Annotated in this window: 19 protein-coding genes; 8 read left to right on the top strand and 11 right to left on the bottom strand. The window is 63.4% G+C overall.

Annotation, left to right across the window (positions count from 1 at the left end; genetic code table 11):
• Positions 1–88: 88 nt before the first annotated feature.
• The 3 genes from UP09_RS06530 to UP09_RS06520 are packed head-to-tail and all read right to left on the bottom strand — an operon-like array spanning position 89 to position 2,466.
• Positions 89–952, bottom strand: coding sequence for a glycosyltransferase family 2 protein (locus tag UP09_RS06530; RefSeq protein ID WP_044537260.1), 864 nt, complete (start codon positions 950–952; stop codon positions 89–91).
• The gene (locus tag UP09_RS06525; protein ID WP_044537259.1) at positions 949–1,674 is read right to left on the bottom strand and encodes a class I SAM-dependent methyltransferase; all 726 of its coding nucleotides are present in this window, start codon (positions 1,672–1,674) and stop codon (positions 949–951) included. The genes UP09_RS06530 and UP09_RS06525 overlap by 4 nt, the downstream gene beginning before the upstream one ends.
• A gap of 12 nt (positions 1,675–1,686) precedes the next feature.
• Positions 1,687–2,466, bottom strand: a complete 780-nt coding sequence (locus UP09_RS06520) for a class I SAM-dependent methyltransferase (protein ID WP_197082621.1) — start codon at positions 2,464–2,466, stop codon at positions 1,687–1,689.
• A 254-nt stretch (positions 2,467–2,720) separates the two neighbouring features.
• Here UP09_RS06520 and UP09_RS06515 point away from each other — a divergent pair, with 254 nt between their 5' ends.
• The 3 genes from UP09_RS06515 (at position 2,721) to UP09_RS06505 (ending at position 7,321) form a co-directional block, all read left to right on the top strand.
• Positions 2,721–4,277 (top strand): hypothetical protein, encoded by a 1,557-nt coding sequence (locus UP09_RS06515; protein WP_044537257.1) that lies wholly within the window; start codon positions 2,721–2,723, stop codon positions 4,275–4,277.
• Between the two features lie 54 nt (positions 4,278–4,331).
• The gene (asnB, locus tag UP09_RS06510; RefSeq protein ID WP_044537256.1) at positions 4,332–6,242 is read left to right on the top strand and encodes an asparagine synthase (glutamine-hydrolyzing); all 1,911 of its coding nucleotides are present in this window, start codon (positions 4,332–4,334) and stop codon (positions 6,240–6,242) included.
• Positions 6,243–6,388: 146 nt separating this feature from the next.
• Positions 6,389–7,321: a lipase family protein gene (locus UP09_RS06505; RefSeq protein ID WP_052832988.1), complete on the top strand. Its 933-nt coding sequence runs from the start codon at positions 6,389–6,391 to the stop codon at positions 7,319–7,321.
• 112 nt (positions 7,322–7,433) lie between these two features.
• Here UP09_RS06505 and UP09_RS06500 read toward each other — a convergent pair whose 3' ends face one another.
• From UP09_RS06500 to hpaR, 8 genes are all read right to left on the bottom strand, one after another.
• A complete protein-coding gene (locus UP09_RS06500) occupies positions 7,434–8,954 on the bottom strand; it encodes a UxaA family hydrolase (protein WP_044537255.1) in 1,521 nt (506 codons plus the stop codon).
• Positions 8,955–9,156: 202 nt separating this feature from the next.
• Positions 9,157–9,933, bottom strand: a complete 777-nt coding sequence (locus tag UP09_RS06495; RefSeq protein ID WP_044537254.1) for an HpcH/HpaI aldolase family protein — start codon at positions 9,931–9,933, stop codon at positions 9,157–9,159.
• Between the two features lie 39 nt (positions 9,934–9,972).
• Entirely contained in the window at positions 9,973–11,058 is a 1,086-nt protein-coding gene (locus UP09_RS06490; RefSeq protein WP_044537405.1) for a malate/lactate/ureidoglycolate dehydrogenase, read from the bottom strand.
• Positions 11,059–11,089: 31 nt separating this feature from the next.
• Positions 11,090–11,818 (bottom strand): ABC transporter ATP-binding protein, encoded by a 729-nt coding sequence (locus UP09_RS06485; RefSeq protein ID WP_044537253.1) that lies wholly within the window; start codon positions 11,816–11,818, stop codon positions 11,090–11,092.
• Complete coding sequence (locus tag UP09_RS06480) at positions 11,818–13,593, bottom strand: branched-chain amino acid ABC transporter ATP-binding protein/permease (protein ID WP_044537252.1); 1,776 nt, start codon at positions 13,591–13,593, stop codon at positions 11,818–11,820. Before UP09_RS06480 ends, UP09_RS06485 begins: the two co-directional genes overlap by 1 nt.
• Entirely contained in the window at positions 13,590–14,465 is an 876-nt protein-coding gene (locus UP09_RS06475) for a branched-chain amino acid ABC transporter permease (RefSeq protein ID WP_044537251.1), read from the bottom strand. The genes UP09_RS06480 and UP09_RS06475 overlap by 4 nt, the downstream gene beginning before the upstream one ends.
• 88 nt (positions 14,466–14,553) lie before the next feature.
• Positions 14,554–15,699, bottom strand: coding sequence for an ABC transporter substrate-binding protein (locus tag UP09_RS06470; RefSeq protein ID WP_044537250.1), 1,146 nt, complete (start codon positions 15,697–15,699; stop codon positions 14,554–14,556).
• Positions 15,700–15,996: 297 nt separating this feature from the next.
• Positions 15,997–16,533, bottom strand: a complete 537-nt coding sequence (gene hpaR / locus UP09_RS06465) for a homoprotocatechuate degradation operon regulator HpaR (protein ID WP_044537248.1) — start codon at positions 16,531–16,533, stop codon at positions 15,997–15,999.
• Between the two features lie 109 nt (positions 16,534–16,642).
• Here hpaR and hpaH point away from each other — a divergent pair, with 109 nt between their 5' ends.
• The 5 genes from hpaH to UP09_RS06440 all read left to right on the top strand — a co-directional run bounded on the left by hpaH (position 16,643) and on the right by UP09_RS06440 (position 21,381).
• Positions 16,643–17,449: a 2-oxo-hept-4-ene-1,7-dioate hydratase gene (hpaH, locus tag UP09_RS06460; RefSeq protein ID WP_044537247.1), complete on the top strand. Its 807-nt coding sequence runs from the start codon at positions 16,643–16,645 to the stop codon at positions 17,447–17,449.
• 27 nt (positions 17,450–17,476) lie between these two features.
• On the top strand, positions 17,477–17,878 hold the full coding sequence (locus UP09_RS06455; protein WP_044537246.1) for a 5-carboxymethyl-2-hydroxymuconate Delta-isomerase: 402 nt from the start codon (positions 17,477–17,479) through the stop codon (positions 17,876–17,878).
• Positions 17,871–19,412, top strand: a complete 1,542-nt coding sequence (gene hpaE / locus UP09_RS06450; protein WP_044537245.1) for a 5-carboxymethyl-2-hydroxymuconate semialdehyde dehydrogenase — start codon at positions 17,871–17,873, stop codon at positions 19,410–19,412. Before UP09_RS06455 ends, hpaE begins: the two co-directional genes overlap by 8 nt.
• Before the next feature lie 103 nt (positions 19,413–19,515).
• Positions 19,516–20,499 (top strand): 3,4-dihydroxyphenylacetate 2,3-dioxygenase, encoded by a 984-nt coding sequence (gene hpaD / locus UP09_RS06445; protein WP_044537244.1) that lies wholly within the window; start codon positions 19,516–19,518, stop codon positions 20,497–20,499.
• Positions 20,500–20,508: 9 nt separating this feature from the next.
• Positions 20,509–21,381, top strand: coding sequence for a fumarylacetoacetate hydrolase family protein (locus UP09_RS06440; protein ID WP_044537404.1), 873 nt, complete (start codon positions 20,509–20,511; stop codon positions 21,379–21,381).
• The last annotated feature ends 3 nt before the right edge of the window (positions 21,382–21,384 follow it).

Raw genomic sequence — 21,384 nt, 5'->3', positions numbered from 1 at the left:
AGCACTAACAAGCGGCATGGGGTGCCTATCGGACGGGCCTACCACGTCGTCGAGGAGGCGGCACGGGTTTGCTCACGCCGCCGCGGGCTCAGGCCCTGTCCATGATCTGCTTGAGCAGGACCGCCAACATGCCGATCGCGAATATGATGATCGAGACCATCGCGGTGCCGACGGCCAGCATGATGCCGGTGACGATCTTGAAGTAGAGCGACACCGCCATCATCACGACGGCTCCCGCCAGACAGATCAGGCTGAACAGCAGAAATATCTTCAACGGATTGTAGTAGACGATCGCCTCGACGACGAACTGCAACGTGCGCAGCGCATCCTTGAACAGCCGAACCTTGCTGCGGCCGGTCCGTTCGAAATAGTCGACCTTCGCATAGGCAACGAAACGGCCCGTCATCATGTAGGCGAGCGTCATCGACGTCGTAAAGCTGAAGGTGTCGCAGAGATGCGGAAAGTACGGCATCACGGTGGCGCGGCTGAACACGCGCAAGCCGGAATTGATATCCGGAACCCGGCGCCCGGCCGACCACTCGACCAAAAAGCGCAATATCCCCCGCAGCAGCATCTTCAACCTGGATCCGCGGTAGTGCGGCCCGTGCCGTTGACCGACCGCCATGTCGAAGCCGCCCTCGAAAAGCTTTACGAGGCTCGGAATCGATGCGGCCGGATAGGTGCCGTCGGCATCGCAAATCGCGATCGTGTCATATCGCGACGCTTCGATGCCCCTCTTGAGTGACCGGCCATAGCCGACATTGTGCGGATGGCGGACGACCCGTGCGCCCACAGCCTCAGCGATCTTCCCGGTCTCGTCGCCCGACCCGTCGTCGACGACGACGATCTCGAATGGAACCAGATTCGCTGCGGTAAGCACCCTGGACACATCTGAAACCGTGGACCCGATCGCGTCTTTCTCGTTAAGCGCGGGGATGACGACCGAGATCATTTTCGCGTTGCCACGCAAATCAGGGACTGGCCGAAGAATCCGCGCGTCACGGGATCAACCAACCTGGAGATCGGAAGAATGTACTTGTCGAAAATCCGGATCTGCGCGTTGACGGCGGCGGCGTCGAGCGACTGGTGCCTGGCAAACCGGTTCACCCACCAGGCCAGCCCTCCAATCGAATTGAAATAGCGCAGCTCGAGGATTTCGATCGGCGCTCCGTTGCAGGCCTTCAGCATCATCTCTTTGTCGTAGCGGCGATAGTGGCCGGCGAGACGATCGAGTTCGCCATAGAGCTGCTGCAGCGCCGGCACGAGGATCAGCAGATGTCCCCCCGAAACCAGTGCGTTGGCCAAATTGGCAACCGCCCGGTTGTCGTCTTCGATATGCTCGATGACATTGCAGCACACCACCGTATCGACCTTGCCCGGTCCGAAGCGCGATCTGAACTCTTCCGAGCAGATATCGGCAAGCTCGAAGTCGCCGCCGGGATATCTTGCACGGGAGCCTTCGACGTTTGCCGGATCGATATCGACGCCACGATAGCCTCCGCGCTTGCTGAGATACTCGTAGTAGCTGCCGTGGCCGATGCCGACTTCAAGAACGTTCCGCCCCAGATAAGAACGGAACGTCCCCACGATCCAATCCATATAGTTGTGAGCGTCGGCAATCGCGCTGGAGAACGTCGGCGCGAGCGCTTCGGTATGAACAGTATCAGCGTCCATGACGCCCCCTGGTCAAGCGACGCTCCCGGCGGTTATCGGCACCGAGGTGCGCTTCCACTTCGCAAGGAAACACGGATACATGCTCGGCAGCGGGATATTGCCGAAGGCCACCTCGACGGGTTTCACAATCGGCCAAAGGATCGGCTTGGCGGCGAGAGGCACGCGCATGATCAAGCTGTTGAGGATTAGGAAATAGGCCAGCCCGCCGAAGTACCGGACCGCCTTGCCCTCGAAATAGGGCTCAGCCTGCTTCAGGATGGCATCGTGCGACAACGCCTCCTCGGTCGGGGCATCGAAATATTTGTCTGCTGCGTACCATCTGTCGCGGACGACATTCAGTGCGAAGTCGGCGCTCGGCTCCATCATCAGAAAATAGCCGCCAGGCTTGACCATGGCCGCGATGTTGCGAAGCGTCTGCGCAAGATCGACCACGCAGTGATGCAGCCCGCCAACGACGATGGCGGCATCGTAGGATTCGGAAACTGCAACGGGACGCATCAGGTCAACGACATGTGCATCGCCGCTGGTGGTGCGGCGGTAGGACGCGCAAGCCGGCTCGGATATGTCGAAGCCCACCGTCCGGACGCGGTCAAACCGCTGCTTCAACGCAAGCGAATTGTAACCGCTGCCGCAAGCCAGATCGGCGACCGTGGCATTGTTGAAATCGACGCCCGCGAACAGCCAGCGGTAGATAAACCGCGACCTGTATTCCATCGAAGGCGCATCGTAGTAATGCGCCTCATAGGCATCGTGGATCGCAGTATAGTGCTGCTTTTGTCTGGAACTATCCATCATCGCCATCAGGTCGAACGGACCGGTCGAAAGGCTAATAGAACGAAACTGGAGTATTCCGTGCAAGTTGCGTAGATGTAACGAGTAGTGCATATCTCAGCGTGATTGCAAGGTAAACCAGCGCGTCCTTTCCGTACTTTCCCGGACACTCAATGACCCTTCGACGGATCGCGGGCTGCCTTGTAGCCTTGGGAGTATTTCTCGTCTGGCTGCACTCCCTTGGCTTGCGCCTCCCCTACATGGATCAGGTCCCAGTGTTCGATGCCGACTGCACGACGTCGGAGGCGTCGATGTGGGCTCGCATGTGGTGGGACGAGGGTCCGCTCAAAATGTGGTTCTCGACGCCGATTGCGCCTCGCTCGATCGAGGCCCCGGAGCGGGTGCTGTATGAATCATGGCCACCTGGAGCATTCGTTCCGGTTTATCTGATCGCGATGGCTCTCGGCAGGGAGCCGAGCGTCCCGATCGTGAACTGGATCAACACCGGCGAGCACGGGCTGATCGCGCTGGCGGCAGCGCTCATCGCGTTCAATATCGCCTCGATGAACCGGATCGGGAAAGTGAGCAGTGGCCTGATCGCGGTCGGCGTCAGCTTCCCTATCCTGCTCTCGCGCGGCCCGTTATACGTCTTCTCGCAGGTTTACGACGTCACCAACGCGGTGCTGATCTATACAACGCTGTTCCTGCTGCTCGAGACATTATTCTACAGCGCGCAGCGTGAGCGCGAAAAACGGATCATCACGGCGTTCGAGCTGGTCATCATCTTCACCGCATTCTTTGTCGATTGGCTATCCTACACGCTATTCGCGTTTTGGATTTTCAGCCGCCTGGCGGCCAGTTACTTCGGAGTGGAAACGCGCATGAGAATGCGCGGTGTGATCGCGCTTTGCCTGCTGCCCATGAGCGCATTCGGACTGTACCTGGTTTGGCGCTTCTTTGCCCCGGACTCCATGGCGAGACAGTTGGGGGTGGCGACATCGGTTCATCAGCTCTTTCTCAAGATCCAGCAGCGGATGAACCTGTCCAGTGACAGTCCCATATCCGGATTCATGGATGCTTTCGTCGGGCAAATCCATACTGATTTCTACACGCCAATCGCATTTGCATTGATTGCGGGATCCACGCTGGCGACTCTCGTGCTTGTCATGATTGCGTTTCGGCGCGCCTGCGATCCGGCGGAGCGGAAGGCCGTCTTTGCCACCGGTTCGATCCTCTTCCTCGTCACCGTTCCGTTCTATGTGCACATGCTCATCCTGTATGAGCACACATTCATCCATCGCTGGGCGATCATGAAGGCGATGTTGGCCTATGGCTTGGTGCCGTTCGCACTTCTGCCAATCGCGGCGCTTGCAACGGTCCGGCCGTTCATGAGCGGCAAAGCCCTGCCCCGATTCGGATTCGCGGTCCTGAGCCTCGCCGTCGCCCTTTGCGCGATCGTTTGCGCAGAGACTATCACGGAAGAGCCGTGGTATCTGCTCGGTCGTGTCAATCGCACGGCGTATCTGATGTGGGACGATATCGGTCGAAACACGCGCTACGAGGATGTCGTCGTGTCCCCGGTTCTCGAAGCCGCGCCGATCAGTGCGCAAATCGGTGCCTCCTACAAGCTCGTTCACCTGGCAAAGGACTTCGCTGAAGCCGACAAGGTCGTCGAGCGTCTTTGCGGCGATTACAATCTCGTAGTCGCGCTCCCGGAAGGCACCTACGCCGGCGATTTCGCCTCGCGCCAGCCGGCCGAAGCGATCGATACCGGGCGAATTCGGCTGCTCCGGTTTCAGCTGTATCGGGGGAAGGCGCTCGGCTGCCCCTGAAACTGCAGCGATCACGGTTTCACTCAACTCACCGATATGATGTAGCATCCACGCATGTGTGGTATCGCCGGCATTCTCAACCTCGACGGCCGCAACGTCGACCCCGCCGTGCTGGAGCGGATGAACGCCACGCTCATCCATCGCGGGCCCGACGCAGGAGAGATCTGGCATGATGGCGCCGTTGGCTTCGCCCACCGCCGACTGGCCATCCGCGATCTGACCGACGCCGGACGCCAGCCGATGAGCGATCCGAGCGGCCGGATCACGGTGACCTATAACGGCGAAATCTACAACGAAGCCGCGTTGCGCGCGGAACTTGCGCGGGATTTCGGAACGGTGTTCCACTCCCATTGCGACACCGAGGTGCTGCCTGCGGGCTATCTCGCCTGGGGCGACGATCTGTTCGCCCGGATCGAGGGTATCTTCGCGATCGCCCTGTGGGACAAGGACGAACGGCGCCTGGTGCTGGCGCGGGATTCAATCGGGGCCAAGCCGCTGTTCTTTTCGCAGGTCGGCAGCACGTTGCGCTTCGCCAGCGAGATCAAGGGCATTCTCGCCGACCCGGCCCACCCGCGCGAGTTCGATCCCGACGGCCTGCATCGCTTCCTCGCCATGGGCTATGTCGGGCCGACCGCGACGACCATGCGCCACATCCGCCAGGTCGAGCCGGGCACGCTGACGATCTATCAGAACTCCGCCGAGACCTCGCGGCGCTTCTGGCAGCCGCGTCGCGCTTATCGCATCCGCCGACTTGACGAGGCGGTGGATGCATTCCTGCCGTTGCTCGATCGCGTGGTCGACGACCAGTTGATCAGCGACGTCCCCGTCGGGGTTCTTCAGAGCGGCGGAATCGACAGCTCGCTGATCGCCTACGCGCTGGCGAAGCGCGGACAGTTTCCGCTGGTGACCGCATCGTTCGCCGAGCAGTCGCATGATGAAAGCGCGATCGCTTCACTGGTCGCGCAACAGACCGGATTGCCGCACCGGATCGTCCAGGTCAGCGCAGACCCGGATCCTGCCGCGACGCTCGCACGCGTCGTGCACCACTTCGACGGCCAGGTCGCGGATGAAAGCGCCGGGCCGCTGCTGTTGCTGACGGCGGAGCTGCGCCGCAACGCCACGGTCGCGCTATCGGGCGACGGTGCCGATGAATTTTTCGGCGGATACCCAACCTACAGGGCGACGCGCTTGGCCGAGCGGTTCGGCGGCGCCATTCCCGCAGGGGTCGCAAGGTCGCTGGGGCAATTGATGTACCGGGCCTCACGCACGGACGAGACCCGCCTTCCGGCGACCGCGCTACTGTCCCGCTTCCTGCTCGGGGTCGCGGCCGGCGGATCGCTCGCGCACGCGGAGTGGCGGCGCTATGTCCCCGACTTCCTCGTCTCCCGGATCTACGGGCCGGCACTGCGGCACCTCGAAAACGTCAGCCCGATGGCTGGCTATCGCACGGCAATCGAGCAGGCCGATGGCCCGACCCTGCTGGATCGATGCCTGATCGCCGACCAGACCTATCATCTGCCGGCCGGCCTCTTGATGAAGACCGACGCGATGAGCATGGCCAACGGCGTCGAGATCCGCGTGCCGTTTCTCGATCGCCGGATCATGGAATTGTCGGGCGCCTGCAGTTCCGACCTGATCGTGCCGCCAGGCGGCCCGAGCAAACCCCTGCTCCGTAAGGCGCTGCGCGCCAAGGGCGCGGCCGCCGAGGTATGGGGAGCGCCGAAGCGCGGCTTCAACAATCCGCTGTCAACATTGTTGCGTGGACCGCTGCGGCGTCTCGCCGAGTCGATTTTTCAGGATTCGCCGGACATCCTTGCGCCCTACCTTCAACCGGACGCCGTCCGCACGCTCTGGCGCGAGCACGCCGGTCTCGAGACCAATCACGCCTATGCGTTGTGGCCGCTGCTGACCTTCGCGCTTTGGCGCTCGCAGCTCGAAGGCAACGGCATCGCCCCAAGGGGCTGACCCGCCGGAGGTCGGCCGTGGCACCCGTGACGTCGCCCCCAGCCCTCACAGCGCGAATTGGCCGCGGACGCTTCCGCTTGTTGACGCGGTCTACCTGTGATTGATTTGATGGCCGTGGTCCCGCTTGTGGCACAGGAGATGCCGCAATGAGCTTTCTGGTAGCGATCAGCCGAAGTGCATATCCCGACAACGCGCTCAGCAAGTTCACGGCAAGGCCGTCCTTTGCCATGGACGACGCCAGGGCAATGATGTGGATGTCGCAGCTGGCCTACGAGACCGATGACCCGGGCAAGGTGAAGGACATCCTGACCGCGTGGCAACTGGATCTGAAGGGGCTCGCCAGCAATGATCCTGTCAGCGGCCTGCCGCCGCACAGCGCCTGCTTCGTGGCGGCGGCGGGACGCAATGCGACCATGATCGCGTTCTCCGGCACCGACCCGCTCAAGATCGAGGACTGGATCACCGACTTCACCGCGGCCCCGTCTCCCGACGGCCTGCACAGCGGATTCAAGGCCGCAGTCGACTCGATCTGGCCGCAGATCGTGCCCATCATCCAGCAGCGTCCCGCTGCCGCCCAAAAGCTGTTCTTCACCGGCCACAGCCTCGGCGGTGCGCTCGCGATCATCGCGGCCGAACGCGCGATGCGCGAACTCGGCGCAACGGCGACTGCGGTCACCACGTTTGGCGGCCCGAGGGTCGGAGGACTGGATTTCTTCAACGGCTACACGACGGGGCTCGGCAACTGCACCATCCGCCTGGTGCATGGCGACGATGTCGTGCCGACGGTGCCGCCCGGGCTGGGCAATACGTTCCTCCATGTCGGGCGCCTGATCCAGTGTCCAACCGATGGCAGCTTTGCCGACCCGCCGACGATGTCCTTGGACGACAGCAACGAACCGGATTTCGTGAACGGGCTCGTGCAGGCCGGCCTCGACGATTTTCGCGCACTCGCGGCGTTCCGGTTCATTCGCAGGATCGGCCCGCGGCCGCTCGACATGTTTGCCAGCGTCCTGCCACGGATCGTGCGGGACCACGTGCCCGCAAGCTATTTCAGCGCGCTGGGGATAGCGTTGCGGTGAACGAGTGATTGCATGAGGCTGCGTAGCCCGGATGCAGCAAAGCGCAATCCGGGGTCCGTGCGCGTACGAGAGTCCCGGATTTCGCTGCGCTCCATCCGGGCTACGCTTTCAGCTACATCGTCGCCCCTAGCACCCAGGGTGCGAACTCGGCGCCGCCGAAATCAAAGCTCTCGCTCTTGGTCGGCTGCCCCGAGGCGGTCTTGAGGATCAGGTCGAAGATGCGCTGACCGCAATCCTGCACGCTTTCCTCGCCGTCGAGGATGGTGCCGCAATTGACGTCCATGTCGTCTACCATCCGCGTGTACATTGGCGTGTTGGTGGCGAGCTTGATCGAGGGCGCGGGCTTGCAGCCGAACACGCTGCCGCGGCCGGTGGTGAAGCAGACGAGGTTGGCGCCGCCTGCCACCTGCCCGGTCGCCGCGACCGGGTCGTAGCCGGGCGTGTCCATGAACACGAAGCCCTTCTTGGTCACCGTCTCGGCGTAGTGCAGGACGTCGACGAGGTTGGTGCTGCCGGCCTTCGCCATCGCACCGAGCGATTTTTCCAGGATGGTGGTGAGGCCGCCGGCCTTGTTGCCGGGGCTCGGATTGGCGTTCATCTCGGCGCCTTCGCGCTGGGTGTATTCCTCCCACCAGCGCATCAGCCCGACCAGTTTCTCGCCGACCTCGCGGCTGACGGCGCGGCGCGTCAACAGATGCTCGGCGCCATAGGTCTCAGGCGTCTCCGAAAGGATCACGGTGCCGCCATGGCGGACCAGCAGGTCGCTCGCCGCGCCCAGCGCCGGATTGGCCGACACACCGGAATAGCCGTCGGAGCCGCCGCATTGTAGCGCGACCGTGAGTTCGCTCGCCGGCACCGGCTCGCGCTTGACTTTGTTGGCGTCGGTCAGCGCTTCCCTCACGAAGGCAACGCCGGCTTCCACCGTCTTGCGGGTACCACCGACCTCCTGGATGTCCATCGCGCGCAGGCGGCCGGCGAGCTTCTGCTCCTGCATCAGGCCGCCGATCTGGTTCACCTCGCAGCCGAGACCGAGCACGATCACGTTGGAGAAATTCACATGCCGCGCGTAGCCGCCGAGCGTGCGGCGGAGCAGCGCCAGCGGCTCGTCCTGGGTCATGCCGCAGCCGGTCTTGTGGGTCAGCGCAACGACGCCGTCGACATTCGGGTAATCAGCGAGCGGATTGTCGCCGGTGAACGGGTTCTTCTTGAACATATCGGCGACGATGCCGGCGACATGGGCGCTGCAATTCACCGAGGTGAGGATGCCGATATAGTTGCGGGTTGCAACGCGGCCGTCGGCGCGGCGGATGCCCTCGAAGGTCGCGGGCAGATCGAAATTCGGCACCGGCTTGACGTCGACGCCATAGGCATAGTCCTTGGCGAAATCGCCCATGCCGCAATTCTGGGTATGCACGTGCTGGCCCGGCGCGATCGGCGCAGTCGCGAAGCCGATGATCTGGCCGTAGCGCTTGATCGGCTCGCCGACTGCAATCGGCTTGATCGCGACCTTGTGGCCGGCCGGAATGCGCTCGACCGTGGTGACACCCTCCACCACCAGTCCCGGCGGCAGGCTCGCGCGCGCGATCAGGACGCTGTCGTCAGGATGCAGGCGGATGACGTGGGTTGGGGCCATGGGAGTCTCCTTCGGAGTTTCTTTCACCTCTCCCCGCTCTTTGCGGGGAGAGGTCGAATTCTCGCAAAGCGAGAATTCGGGTGAGGGGCAAGGCACGTGCGCAATCACGAACAATGTGCTCGCCGGATGGAGGCCCCTCACCCCAACCCTCTCCCCGCGAAGAGCGGGGCGAGGGAGAACAGCGTGCGCTTGCGGGAAAAGCTTACGCTTTCCCGCCCGACTTCTCGCGGGTCGCGTTGACCTGCATCTTTGCGTAGGTCTGCATCAGGCCGACCTCGTTCGACAGCGTCACGAGCTTGAAGCCGATGTTGATGGCGCGCGCTGCGCCTTCGGCGCCGGAGCAGTGAATGCCCGGGTGGAGGCCGCGCTTGCCGCATTCCTTGATGATCTTCTCGTAGATCTTGAGGATCTCCGGCTCGTCGCGGTCGAGCTTCGGCACCAGGCCGTAGGAGAAGCCGAGATCGGACGGACCGACATAGACGCCGTCGATGCCCTCGACATCGAGGATCGCTTCCATGTTCTCGACCGCGGTCCTGGTCTCCATCATCGGCAGCAGCACGATCTCGTCGTTCGCGGTCTGCTGGTAGGTGCCGGCCGAGCCGTACATGCCGGCGCGGATCGGACCGTTGGAGCGCACGCCCTTCGGCGGATACTTCGCGTAGGAGACCAGGTTCTTGGCTTCCTCCGGGGTGTTGACCATCGGACAGATCACGCCATAGGCGCCGCCGTCGAGCACCTTGCCGACGATGCCGGGCTCATTCCAGGGCACGCGGACCATCGGAGTCACCGGATGGCCATGCATCGACTGGAAGCACTGCACCATCGAGAGATAGTCCTGCACGCCGTGCTGCATGTCGACGGTGACGCTGTCGAAGCCGCATTGCGCGATCACTTCGGCCGAAAACCCCGACGGGATTGCGAGCCAGCCGTTGACGACAGCCTTGCCCGACGCCCAGACTTGCTTGACCTTGTTTGCCATTGATCGCGTTTCCCTTCGCGGTTTCTTGGGGGACCAGCCTTAGCTTGTCGCCCGCTGGATTAAGACTTCGCTGACGCCGACTTCGCGCGCGGTGTTCACTATCGCCGCCCAGGTGTCGTCAGGCAAGGGGATGCCGTTTTTGGTACGCTCGGCGCGGGTTTTCCGCTCGACATCGCCCGGAATCAGCACGGATTCGACACCCGCGATCGGCTTTGTTTCCCTGATGAAATCGACATAGCGCGCGATCTCGCCGTCGAAGAAGTTTGCAGGGTCCACCACCTTCGGATCGATGTAAATGGCCAGCATGCCGTTGGCGAAACGGCGGTCCGGAGCGGTGGCACCAGTGCCGGTCAGGGCGCCGCCGAGCAACTCGCAGATGAACGCGAGACCCGAGCCCTTGTGATCGCCGAAAGCGCGGATCGCGCCAGTGCCCTTGGTGTGGTCGCGCGGTCCATCCGGCGTGAACGGCCCATAGAGCACATGCGGATCTTCGCTCAAGGTGCCGTCGGCATCGACCAGCGCGGCCTTCGGCAGGTTCTTGCCGCCGCGGCTTGCGACCAGCACCTTGCCCTCGGCAACCACGGAGGTCGCAAAATCGAGCACGATCGGGTCCTGCCCCTCGCGCGGAATACCGACGCAATACGGCGCGGTCGACAGCCGCTTCTCGACGCCGCCGTAAGGCGCGACCAGCAGCGAGCCCGCAGCGTTGACGAAATGCACCGACACCAGGCCTTCGGCGGCTGCCATCTCGGCCCAGTCGCCGACGCGGCCGATATGGCCGGCGTTGCGTAGCGCGATCGCAGCGAGGCCCGCCTTTTTGCACTTCTCGATGCCGAGCCTGACCGCGACGGGCGTGACGGTTTGTCCGTAGCCGAACTTGCCGTCGACCACCGCGAGCGCCGGCGTGTCGACCACGACTTCGGGGGTCTGGTTCGGCACCACCGAGCCCATCTTCTTCCACCTGACATAGACCGGAACACGGATCACGCCGTGGCTGTCATGCCCGGTGAGGTTCGCGGTCGTCAGGTAAGTCGCGATCCGCCTCGCCTCCTCAGTTGAGGATTCCGAATGCGAAAACACCTCGGAAACGAAGTTGATGAGATTATCAACCTTGATGGTGACCATGAAGAACAGCTCGTTGGATTGGGCGCGACCTTTACGCGTGGGATTTGGCGTGACCGCCAAGATAGGCCGCGGCGATGGCTTCGTTGCCCCACAATTCGTCGGGTCTGCCGCCCAGCACGATCCGCCCGGTTTCCAGGACGAAGCCATGATCGGCGACTGAAAGTCCCATGCGCGCATTTTGCTCGACGAGCAAGACCGTGGTGTCCTTCCTGATCTGCGAAATTATGCGGAACACCGCCTGGACGATGACGGGCGCGAGACCGAGCGACGGCTCGTCCAGCAGCAGCAGCCGCGGCTTGGCCATCAGCCCTCGGGCGACCGCGACCATCTGCAGCTGCCCGCCGGACAGCGTCCAGCCGAGCGCGCCGGAGAAGGCGCGGATGTCCGGAAACAGGTCGAACATCGCATCCGCCTCGCGCGAGATCTGCGACGCCGAAACCTTCCGGTTCGACGCCCCTAACATGATGTTCTCTTTCACCGTGAGGCCCGGGAACACGCGGCGGCCTTCCGGCACATGCGAGATGCCGAGCCGGACGATCGCTTCCGGCCCGAGGCCCGCGATCGAATGGCCGTCGAAGATGATGTCGCCCGAGGCCGGCTTGGCGAGGCCGGAAATTGCGCGCAGCGTGGTCGACTTGCCGGCGCCGTTGGCCCCTAACAGTGTGACCACCTGCCCCTGCTCTACGGCGATAGTGACGCCGCGCAGCGCTTCGATCTCGCCGTAGCGGACCACGAGATTGCGGATTTCGAGCAGCGGCATCATTCGCTCCCGAGATAGGCGGAGACGACGTCGGGATGACGCAGCACCGCCAGGGATTCGCCGTCGGCGATCCGGCGTCCGAAGTTCAGCACGGTGATGTGCTGGGCGGCTTCCGAGACCAGCGTCATGTCGTGATCGATGATCAGGATGGTGAGACCTTGCGCAGCGATGCGCTTCAACAGCTCATGCAGCTCGAGCTTTTCGGTCGAATTGAGGCCGGCGGCGGGTTCATCGAGCAGCAGCAGCGTCGGATTTGACGCCAGCGCCCGCGCGATCTCGATCAGGCGCTGATGGCCGTAGGAGAAGCTCGAGATCAACTCGTTGGCGCGGCTGCCGAGGCCGACGAAGGTCAAGGCCTCCATCGCACGCTCGGTCAGCGCGTCGTCGCCCTTCCCGATCATGGTGTTGCCGGGACGCTCGGCGCCGATCTCGACATTCTCCAGCGCCGTCATCGACCGGAACAGGCGGATGTTCTGGAAGGTGCGCCCCAGACCCGCAGCCGTGCGCTGATGCGGCGCCATATTGGTGATGTCGGTGCCGTCGAGCACGATCTTGCCCGACGTCGCCTTGTAGAGGCCGGACAGCACGTTCAGCGTCGTGGTCTTGCCGGAACCATTGGGGCCGATCAGCGCGTGCACGCCGCCGCGCCTGACCGCGATGTCGACGCCGTCGACCGCCTTGAGGCCGCCGAAATGCTTCGACAGCCCGGTCACCTCGAGCACGATGTTGCCGCCGGTGGTCGCAGGTCTCAGCTGCAGCGCGGCCACAGCCGGGGGCGCCTTGGCGCGCGCCCGCAAGCGCGTGAAGGCGTTGGACACAAAGCCCCAGATGCCGTCGGGCATGAAGCGGATGATCAGGATCACGGACAGGCCGTAGATCGCAAGGTAAAGCCCCGGCACGCTCTTGAGGAAGCGCAGCCATTCCGGGATCAGGATCAGCAATCCCGTGCCGATCGCCGATCCGATCGGCGAGGCCACGCCGCCGAGCAGCGACATGGTCAGGAACACGATCGATTCCGCGAACGAGAACTGGTCCGGGCTGACATAGGCGAAGCCGCCGGCGAACAGGCCGCCGGCAAGGCCGCCCAGCGCCGCGCACACCGCAAAGGCGTAGACCTTGGTGCGGAACACGTCGATGCCGTTGACGCCGGCCGCGAGTTCATTGTCGCGTACCGCCCGCATGGCGCGGCCGAGCCTGGTATCCGGCAGGTGCCAGACCAGATAGCCGACGATGCCGAGTGCTGCGACGCAGAAGGCGAGATAGCTCTGCGAGCTCTGGAACAGAGCGGGACGTCCGATGTTCGAGACGCCGTCCGGCCCATGCGTCAGCCAGATCGCATTGATCATCACCAGCGTCACGATCTGCTGGAACGAGATCGTGACCATGGCCAGGTAGTGGCCGCCGAGCCGCAACGTCGAGGCGCCGAGGAACGCGCCGGCCAGCAGCGCAATCACGCTGCCCGCAACGAGACATAGCCAGAAGCTCAGATGCCAATCGGTGGTTCCGATACCGACCGCGTAGGCGCCGAAGCCGAAGAACGCCGCCTGCGCCAGATTGATCTGGCCGCACAGGCCAAGCACGACCGAGAGCCCGAACACCGCGATCGAGAATGTCGTCGCCTGCATCAGGATGTTGTGGACGTAGCCGTCGAACTGCATCCTGGCGGCGAGCGCCACCACGATGGCAACGCCGATGAAATACGGCAGGTGCCGAAGCAGCAGCGGCTTCGAGCGGATCGCAGGCGCCGGGACCTGAATGTTTTCGCTGGCGCTCATGCTTTCTCCGCGACACGTTCGCCGAAGATGCCCTGCGGCCGGAAGATCAGGAAGGCGATCAGCACCAGGAAGGCAAAGCCGTCCTTGTAGGGCACCGAGATATAGGCGGCGCCGAAGGTCTCGATCACGCCGAGCGCGAGCCCGCCGATGATGGCGCCGGTGACATCGCCGAAGCCGCCGATGATGGTGGCGGCAAACGCCTTCAGCGCGATCGTCGAGCCCATCTGGATCGAGACGAACAGCACGGGGGCGACCAGGAGGCCGGCGAGACCGCCGAGCACGGCTGAGTAGATGAAGGTGATCATGATCATGGTGGAGACGGAAATGCCGAGCAGCGAGGCCATTTCCTTGTCCTGCGAGGTCGCCTGCAGCTTCTTGCCGAGCAGCGTCTTCTCGAAGAACCAAAAATTGAAGATCACCAGCAGGATCGTGACGCCGATGATCAGGAGATACTGGCTGTCGAGATAGACCGGGCCGAGCTGGATGCCTGGTGTCTCGAACCAGCCCGGCAGCACCTGCGGCTGCGGGCCGTAGATCGCGAGCACGGAGTTGGCGAGCAGGATCGAGGCGCCGATCGTGGCGATGATGACAGGCAGATAGGAGCGATGGCGCAGCGGATAATAGACGCCGAGATTGAAGATGACACCGAGCAGCGCCATGCCGGCCAGCGCGAGCAGGAACGACAGCCAATAGGGCCAGCCGAGATCGACGGCGAAATAGACCATCAGATAGGCCGCGACCATCGAGAATTCGCCCTGCGCGAAATTCACCACGTTGGTGGCGCGGAAGATCAGCACGAAGCCCAGCGCAACCAGCGCATAGACCGCGCCGATGCCGATGCCCGTGAACAGCAGTTGAAGGAATAAATCCATGACAAGCGTTCGGTTCGAGGAGAGCCCAGTCCAACGAGCGACCGGCGCTGGCCTCCCCGGCTGACGCCGAAGAGGCCTTTTGCCGGTATCAGTCGTTGAACTCGATGTGCTTGTCGAAGGTGATGTTACCCTTGTCGTTCTTCACGATGTTGTAGCCGTGAAGCCCGTCGCCGTTCTGGTCGAAATTGTATTCGCCCTCGGCACCCGGGAACTTCTTGATTGCGAGAATCGCGTCGCGGATCTTGTCGGGATCGGTCGAGCCGGCCTTGTTGATCGCTGCCGACAGCACGGTGATTGCGTCATAGGTCCATGAGCTCTGGTTGTCGGGCGCGACCTTGACCGCATCGCGATAGAGCTTGCCGAACGCCTTTGAGCCTTCGCTGGAATCTTCCGCGTAATCGGCGACACCGTAGGTGTTGTAGAGCGCGGGACCGGCGAGCTTGAGCGCGGTGATGTTGACGATCGACGGCGAGCCGACCCAGGGAATGTTGACGCCGAGCTGGCGCAACTGGCGGGCAAAGATGCCGAGGTCGTTCTCGAAGGTGAAATAGGAGCCGAGGATATCGGCGCCGGATTGCTTGATCGCGAGCACGACGGGGGTGAAGTCCTGGCTCTGGTTGGCGTAGCCCTGGTCGAGCACCGGCGGTGCCCCGAGCTTTTCGAGCGCGGCGGTCAGCGCCTTGCCGCCGGCGGTGCCGAAGGCGTCGGTCGAGTGCAGTACGGCCCACTTCTTCTTGCCAAGCGTGCTGACGCCGTATTCGGCGATGACGCGGCCGGAATAGCTGTCATTGGGGCGGAAGCGGAACAGCCATTTGTTGCCCATGTGGGTGAGGTTCGGATCGGTGCCGCCGATCATCACGGGCTTGCCGAGCTTGATCACATCGGGCGCCATCGCGTGGACCTGGGTCGAGCGGATCGAGCCGAGGAAGCCGACGATCTCGGCATTCGCGGCGAGCTTGGAGAAGGCCAGCACGATGCCGGGATTGGTGGTCTGGTCGTCCTCGACGATCAGTTCGCCCTGCTTGCCGAGAATGCCGCCGGCCTTGTTGACGGCTTCGAGCGCGAGCTTGGCGCCCTTGACGGCGTAACCGCCGGACTCGGCGGCGGGACCGGTGACGGGCGCACACATGCCGATCTTGAGGGTTGCGCCTTGCGCCCGCGCGCTCGAGATGATGTGGGGGGCGGCAATGCCAGCGACGATACCGGCCGCGAAATCGCGTCTCGTTAACTTCATTCATTCCTCCCTGGGGCCGGGCTTCCTTGTCGGCCCTTCTTGGCTTTGGCATCCCAAATACCGGACGCGAAACCGCGAGCGTCTTAGGGGCTTCCACGTCCTGAGTAAATTGATAATGCGGCGAGTTCGACTAACAGCCGAGACGCCGGTGTGTGACGGCGCTCAAAACTGATTAACGCCGGTGCCCTGGTCCTATTCCCGACTGATCCAGCGCAATCGCCGATAACGACACTGCACAAGGCCTGTGCAGCCCGTGAAGCTATGCGTCATGCTGCATATCATCATGCAAATTTGTGATCACTCGTCGGATTCCAACTCGGCGTCCTCGGGGGACGCCATTTCGAACAGGCTCGCCTCGAGTGTGCCGAGCATCTCCTGTAGTTCGGCAAGCCTGCGCGCGCCGTAGCGTTTGGTGATCGCGGCGTAAATCGCCTCAGACGTCGGCGCCACCGCCTCGATCAGCTTCAACCCCTTCGCCGAGATCGAGACGACCGCGCGCCGCAGGTCGTTCGCCGCCGTCCTGCGCTCGATCAACTGGCGGGCTTCGAGATCGCGCAGGATGCGCGACAGGCTCGGGCCGAGCAGGAACGCCACATGCGCGAGCTCGGTGACCTCAATCTCGTCGACGGAGGAGAGTGCACGCAGAATTCGCCACTGCTGCTCGGTCAGCCCATGACTGCGCAGCGACGGGCGGAATTGCCGCATCACGGCTTCACGGGCACGGAGCAGCGACATCGGCAGCGAGCGTGAGAACTCGCGCATCGGCACCCGCCGGGACGATCCGGCCTCTGCTGGATTTGAACGCAGTTCGTTCGACGATTTCTTGCGAGCCATCGTTCAATCCACAACCGCAAACTTTTGCGCTGCAACATGCATCGATTCAGTTTGCGGACATTCACTTAACATGTTAATTATCTCCCAGCATCCACTTTGTGTAGCACGCATGGCCCTCTCCCACGACGATATCCGCGCGGCCGCCCAACGGCTCGACCAGGCGGAAAAGACCCGCACGCAGATCCGCCAGCTCTCGCTGGAATACCCCGGCATCACGCTTGCCGATGCCTACGCGATTCAGCAGGCTTGGGTCGAGATGAAGGTGGCGCAGGGCCGCGTCGTCAAGGGCCACAAGATCGGCCTGACCTCGAAGGCGATGCAGAGCGCGCTCAACATCGACGAGCCGGATTCAGGCATCCTGCTCGACGACATGTTCTTTGCCGATGGCGGGCTGGTGCCGAGCGATCGCTTCATCGCAACCCGCGTCGAGGCCGAGTTGGCCTTCGTGATGAAGCATCGGCTCGCAGGCCCGGACTGCACCCTGTTCGACGTGCTCAATGCCACCGACTTCGTGGTGCCGGCGCTGGAAATCCTGGATACGCGGGTCGAGCGCGTCGATCCGCAGACCAAGGCGACGCGCAAGATCTTCGACACGATCGCCGACAACGCTGCGAATGCCGGCATCGTGCTCGGCGGCCGCCCGATCCGCCCACTGGACGCTGACCTGCGCTGGATCGGCGCGCTCTGCTACCGCAACGGCCAGCTCGAGGAGACCGGGCTTGCCGCCGGCGTGCTCAACCATCCCGCGACCGCGGTCGCCTGGCTTGCCAACAAGATCGCGCCGAACGGGCTGGCGCTGGAAGCCGGACAGGTGGTGCTGGCGGGCTCCTTCATCCGCCCGATCGAAACCCGCAAAGGCGACACGATTCAAGCCGACTATGGACCTTATGGGTCCGTGAGCTGCTACTTCGCCTGACGCGCTGACATCAGCAGGAGACCGGCCATGCCGCATTTCACGCTAGAATATTCCGCCAATCTCGACGGCCTCGTCGATATGGCCCAGACCGTCGAAGTGGTCCGCAAGGCCGCGGTCGAGACCGGCATCTTCCCGCTCGGTGGCATCCGCGTCCGCGCCATCAAATGCGAGCATTACGCAATCGCCGATGGCGGAAAAAACTACGGCTTCCTCGACATGGTGCTGCGGCTCGGCGAAGGCCGCGATCTCGCCGCCCGTAAGCGGGCCGGCGAGCACATCTTCAGGGCACTGTCGGCCCATCTCGATCCGGTCTTTGCCAACAGCAAATTCGCTCTGTCGTTCGACATGCAGATCAACGACAAGGAGACGAGCTGGAAACGCAACAACATCCACGACGCACTGAAGAAAGTGGAGACGGTCCATGGATAAGCCGACCCCGAAATCATCAGACGTATTCCAGGCGAACCGCGACCGCGCAGGTCCCCTGCTCGCCAAGTTGAAGGCGGAGGGCATCGGCCACATGATCGACGGTAAGGTGGTGCCATCGATCTCAGGCCAGACCTTTGAGACGAAATCGCCGGTTGACGGCGCGGTGCTGGCCACCGTGGCGCGCGGCAATGCAGAGGATATCGACCGTGCTGCGACCGCGGCGTCGCGCGCCTTCAAGGCGTGGCGCGACATGCCGGCGACGGCGCGCCGCAAGCTGTTGAATCGCGTCGCCGATGCAATTGTGGATCATGCGGACGATATCGCGGTGCTCGAATGTATCGACACCGGACAGGCGCACCGCTTCATGGCCAAGGCCGCGATCCGCGCCGCGGAGAATTTCCGCTTTTTCGCCGACAAATGCGCGGATGCGCGCGACGGCAAGAACATGCCGAGCGACGAGCACTGGAACATCTCGACCCGTGTGCCGATCGGCCCGGTCGGCGTGATCACGCCGTGGAACACGCCCTTCATGCTCTCGACCTGGAAGATTGCGCCGGCGCTGGCTGCCGGTTGCACCGTCGTGCACAAGCCGGCGGAATGGTCGCCGGTGACCGCCGACCTGCTGGTCAAACTGGCAAAACAGGCCGGCATCCCCGACGGCGTGTTCAATACCGTGCACGGTTTTGGCGAAGACGCCGGCAAGGCACTGACCGAACATCCGGCGATCAAGGCGATCGGCTTCGTCGGCGAGAGCTCGACGGGCTCGGCGATCATGGCGCAGGGCGCGCCGACCCTGAAGCGCGTGCATTTCGAGCTCGGCGGCAAGAACCCGGTCATCGTGTTCGACGATGCCGATCTCGACCGCGCGCTCGATGCCGTCGTGTTCATGATCTACTCGCTCAACGGCGAGCGCTGCACCTCGTCGAGCAGGCTTCTGGTTCAAGCGAGCATCGCCGACACCTTCATCGAAAAGCTGACCGCGCGGGTGAAGGCGCTCAAGGTCGGCCATCCCCTCGATCCTGCAACCGAGATCGGGCCGCTGATCCACGAGCGGCATCTGGCGAAAGTCTGCAGCTATTTCGACATTGCGAAGAAAGATGGCGCGACCATCGCGGTCGGCGGCAAGCCGCATGACGGCCCCGGTGGCGGGCACTATGTGCAGCCGACCCTGGTCACCGGCGCGAACGCCAAAATGCGCGTCGCCCAGGAGGAAGTATTCGGCCCGTTCCTGACCGTGATCCCGTTCCGCGACGAGCAAGACGCGATCGAGATCGCCAACGGCGTGCAGTATGGCCTCACCGGTTACGTCTGGACCGGCGAGATGGGCCGCGCATTGCGCGTCGCCGACGCGCTGGAAGCCGGCATGATCTGGCTCAACTCGGAAAACGTCCGCCATCTGCCGACCCCGTTCGGCGGCATGAAATCGTCGGGCATCGGCCGCGACGGCGGCGACCACTCGTTCGACTTCTACATGGAAACCAAACACGTCTCGCTCGCGCGCGGGACGCACAAGATTCAGAAACTGGGAATTTAACGACCACCGTCATTCCGAGGCGGCGCGCAGCGACGAACCCGGAATCTCGAGATTCCGGGTTCGCTGCGCGCCCCGGAATGACAACACAATCAGGGAAACGTCCATGCCCGCTCCACAGCACGTCTTCGATCCACCCTTCAATATCATCCGTTGCAGCCACGCCGTGCTCGACGTCACGGATCTGAACAAGAGCGCCGCGTTCTACGAGACCACGGTCGGCCTCCACGTCGAGGACCGCGACGATAAGTCGGTCTATCTGCGCGCCAGCGAGGAGCACCAGCATCACTCGGTGGTGTTGCGCAAGGCGCCGAAGGCGGCCTGCAACCGGCTTGGCTTCAAGGTCGGAAATGACGGCGACCTCGACAAGGCGGCGGTGTTCTTCTCCGAGAACGGCATCGCCTACGCCTTCGTCGACCAGCCGTTCCAGGGCCGCACGCTGCAATTCACCGATCCGTTCGGCTTCCAGATCGAGCTCTACGCCACGATGGAGAAGCGACCGCATCTGCTGCGGCGCTACGACCTCTACAAGGGCTGCCATCCGCAGCGGCTCGACCATTTCAACGTGTTCGCGGCCGAGGTGCAGGACACCGTCGACTTCTACGCCCGGCTCGGCTTCCGCCTCACCGAATATGCCGAGGAGGACGGCCCGAACGGCCGCATCGCCGCCGCCTGGATGCATCGTAAGGGCAACGTCCACGACTTCGCCATCACCAACGGCCGTGGCCCGCGCCTGCATCACATCGCCTATTGGGTGCCGACCGCGATGAACATCGTGCATCTCTGCGACGTGATGGCCTCCTCGGGTTTCCTCAGCAACATCGAGCGCGGCCCCGGCCGGCACGGCATCTCCAACGCCTTCTTCCTCTATATCCGCGATCCCGACGGCCATCGCATCGAGCTCTACACCAGCGATTATTTCACCGGCGATCACGACCACGAGCCGCTGCGCTGGTCGCTGCGCGATCCGCGCCGCCAGACGCTGTGGGGCGCGCCGGCGCCGCGCTCCTGGTTCGAGGAGGGCTCGGTGTTCGCTGGCCAAGCGGTGCGCGAACCGCGCTTCGTCGCCGACGTCCTGGTTGCGGATTGAGGATCGATGATGTCCATACCCCGCCTCGCCACCTACTCCATCAACGGCGCCACCAGCTATGGCGCCGTGACCGACACCGGCATCGTCGATCTCTCCGCGCGCTTTGCCAAGGACTACCCGACGCTGCGTGATGCCATCGCCGCCGGCGCGCTGACGAAGCTCGCGGAGGACGCCGCGAAGCGTTCGCCCGACCATGCGCTCGACGCGGTCGCCTTTCAGCCGCCGATCCCGGCGCCTGAAAAGATCATCTGCATCGGCGTCAACTATCCGGACCGCAACGCCGAATACAAGGACGGCTCGGATGCGCCGAAATATCCGAGCATGTTCCTGCGGGTGCCGCGCTCCTTCGTCGGCCACAACGCAGCCGTGGTGCGCCCGCGCGCCTCGCCGCAGCTCGACTACGAGGGCGAGTTGGTGCTCGTCATCGGCAAGCCCGGCCGCCACATCCCGGAAAGCGCCGCGCTCGATCACATCGCGGCGCTTTCACTGTGCAATGAAGGCACCATCCGCGACTGGGTGCGGCACGCCAAGTTCAACGTCACCCAGGGCAAGAATTTCGATTCCACCGGCAGCCTCGGCCCGTGGATCGTGCCCTACAGCAACGAGGCGCAGATCGCCGATGTCAGGCTGACCGCCCGCGTCAACGGCGAGGTCAGGCAGGACGACCGCACCTCGCGGCTGATCTTCGGCTTCCGTTACCTCATCAACTACATCTCGACCTTCACGACATTGATGCCCGGCGATATCATCGTGACGGGCACGCCGACCGGCGCCGGTGCGCGGTTCGATCCGCCGCGCTATCTGAAGCCCGGCGATGTGATAGAGGTCGAGGCTGAAGGCGTCGGCGTCTTGCGCAACGGTGTCGTCGACGAAGCCAGCTAACCT

Source organism: Bradyrhizobium sp. LTSP885 (assembly GCF_000938305.1).
GTDB lineage: Bacteria > Pseudomonadota > Alphaproteobacteria > Rhizobiales > Xanthobacteraceae > Bradyrhizobium.
The sequence above is the reverse complement of the archived record's forward strand: the minus strand, read 5'-3'. Positions and strand labels throughout refer to the sequence as shown.